A 1,885-nucleotide genomic window follows, 5' to 3' on the forward strand; every position below is an offset into this window, starting at 1 on the left:
GATGGCGACCCTGCGCTGGCTTGGCCCCATCGACACAGCCCTGCAGTCGCGCCTGAAAAAAGCTCCGCCCGAGGCCATCGTCAATGTCCTGCGCCTGGGCGCGGCGCAACTCCTGGTCCTGAAGACGCCCGCCCACGCGGCGGTGGGGGCCACCGTGGACCTGGCTGCCGCCCAGAGCGGCGGTCAAGTCTTCAAAGGGCTGGTCAACGCCGTGCTGCGCGGCCTGACCCGCGAGGTTCCTGACCTCAACGACCCGTCGCTGATGGCCCCCACCTGGCTGCAAGCGCGCTGGCGCGCCGCCTACGGTCCGGACGCCGCCGACGCCATCGCCGCCCTGATCGGCGCGGAGCCGGCCACCGACCTGACCGTGAAAAATCCGGCCGACGCCGACGCCCTTGCCGGGCCGCTGGAAGCCGAAATCCTGCCCGGCCCCAGCCTGCGCGTGGGCCTGAAGGGCGAGGTCGCCGGCTGGCCGGGGTTCGCCGAGGGCCGCTGGTGGGTGCAGGACGCCTCGGCCGCCATCCCCGCCCGGCTGGCCAACCTCAGCGCCGGCGACACCGCGCTTGATCTCTGCGCCGCGCCCGGCGGCAAGACCCTGCAGCTGGCCGCCACCGGGGCCAAAGTCACCGCCTTGGACAAGTCGGCGGGCCGCATCAAGCGCGTGTCCGAAAACCTGTCCCGGGCCGGCCTCGCCGCCGAGGTGGTGATCGGTGACGCCGCCGACTGGCGCGATAGCCGGACGTTCGACGCGGTGCTGCTGGACGCGCCGTGCTCGGCCACCGGCACCTTCCGGCGTCATCCGGACGTGCTGTGGGTCGCCAGCCCCCAGGACATCCCCCGGCTGGCCAGCGTCCAGACCCGCCTGCTGGCCAGCGCCGCCAAGCGCGTGAAACCGGGCGGGCGGTTGATCTATTGCGTCTGTTCGCTGGAGATGGAGGAGGGCGAGGGCCAGGTCGCCACCTTCCTGTCCCGCACCCCCGACTTTACCCTCGACCCCATCACACCTGGCGAAGGCGGCGCCCCCGAAGCCAGCCTGCGCCCCGACGGCGCCCTACGCATCCTGCCACATCACCGGGCCGGCGGAACAGACGGCTTCTACATCGCCCGGATGCGGCGGGCGGGATAGACATGCAACATTTGGCAGTCAGCCCCGCATCAGGCTAAGCGGGAGCATGGCCTCGCCCAAGACCATTATCGCCCCCTCGATCCTCGCCTCGGACTTCGCGCGGCTGGGCGAGGAGGTGCGCGCCATCGAGGCGGCCGGCGCCGACTGGGTGCATGTGGATGTGATGGACGGCCACTTCGTGCCGAACATCACCCTGGGGCCCGACATCGTCAAAGCCCTCCGGCCGCACGCCAAGATCCCCTTCGATGTGCACCTGATGATCTCGCCGGCCGATCCATACCTGGAGGCGTTTCGGGCGGCGGGCGCGGACTACATCAGCGTTCATCCGGAGGCCGGACCTCACCTGAACCGCACGCTGAAACGGATCCGCGAGCTGGGCGCCAAGGCCGGCGTGGTGTTCAATCCGTCGACGGACCCGTCCGTGATCCAGTGGATGATGGACGAGGTGGATCTGATCCTGGTGATGACCATCAATCCGGGCTTCGGCGGCCAGACGTTCATGCATTCCCAGCTGGCCAAAATCATGGCGCTCAGGGCCATGATCGACGCGACGGGCCGCGACATTCCGCTTGAGGTGGACGGCGGCGTGACGCCCGAGACCGCGAAGCTGTGCATCGCCGCGGGCGCCACCGCCCTGGTGGCCGGAACCGCCGTCTTCCGTGGTGGGGCGGACAGGTACGCCGCCAACATTGCCGCCCTGCGCGGCTGAGGAACGGCGGATGGCCGGGCTCGCCATGCTCCGTCAGGTCCCGGGTCGCC

2 protein-coding genes are annotated in these 1,885 nt (G+C 70.5%); both read left to right on the top strand.

Going from position 1 to position 1,885, the window contains the following annotated elements; all coding sequences use genetic code 11:
* A partial coding sequence (locus RMO97_RS00950; RefSeq protein ID WP_310538689.1) for an RsmB/NOP family class I SAM-dependent RNA methyltransferase occupies nt 1–1,126 on the top strand: 1,126 nt, incomplete at its 5' end.
* A 46-nt stretch (nt 1,127–1,172) separates the two neighbouring features.
* Nucleotides 1,173–1,835 (top strand): ribulose-phosphate 3-epimerase, encoded by a 663-nt coding sequence (gene rpe, locus RMO97_RS00955; RefSeq protein ID WP_310538690.1) that lies wholly within the window; start codon nt 1,173–1,175, stop codon nt 1,833–1,835.
* Nucleotides 1,836–1,885: the final 50 nt, after the last annotated feature.

It is taken from the genome of Phenylobacterium sp. (assembly GCF_031425575.1).
Taxonomy (GTDB): Bacteria; Pseudomonadota; Alphaproteobacteria; order Caulobacterales; family Caulobacteraceae; genus Phenylobacterium.

What these genes read in the sequence shown, in the direction of transcription:
- rpe (WP_310538690.1), top strand. Translation starts at nt 1,173, where the DNA reads ATGGCCTCGCCCAAGACCATTATCGCCCCCTCGATCCTCGCCTCGGAC.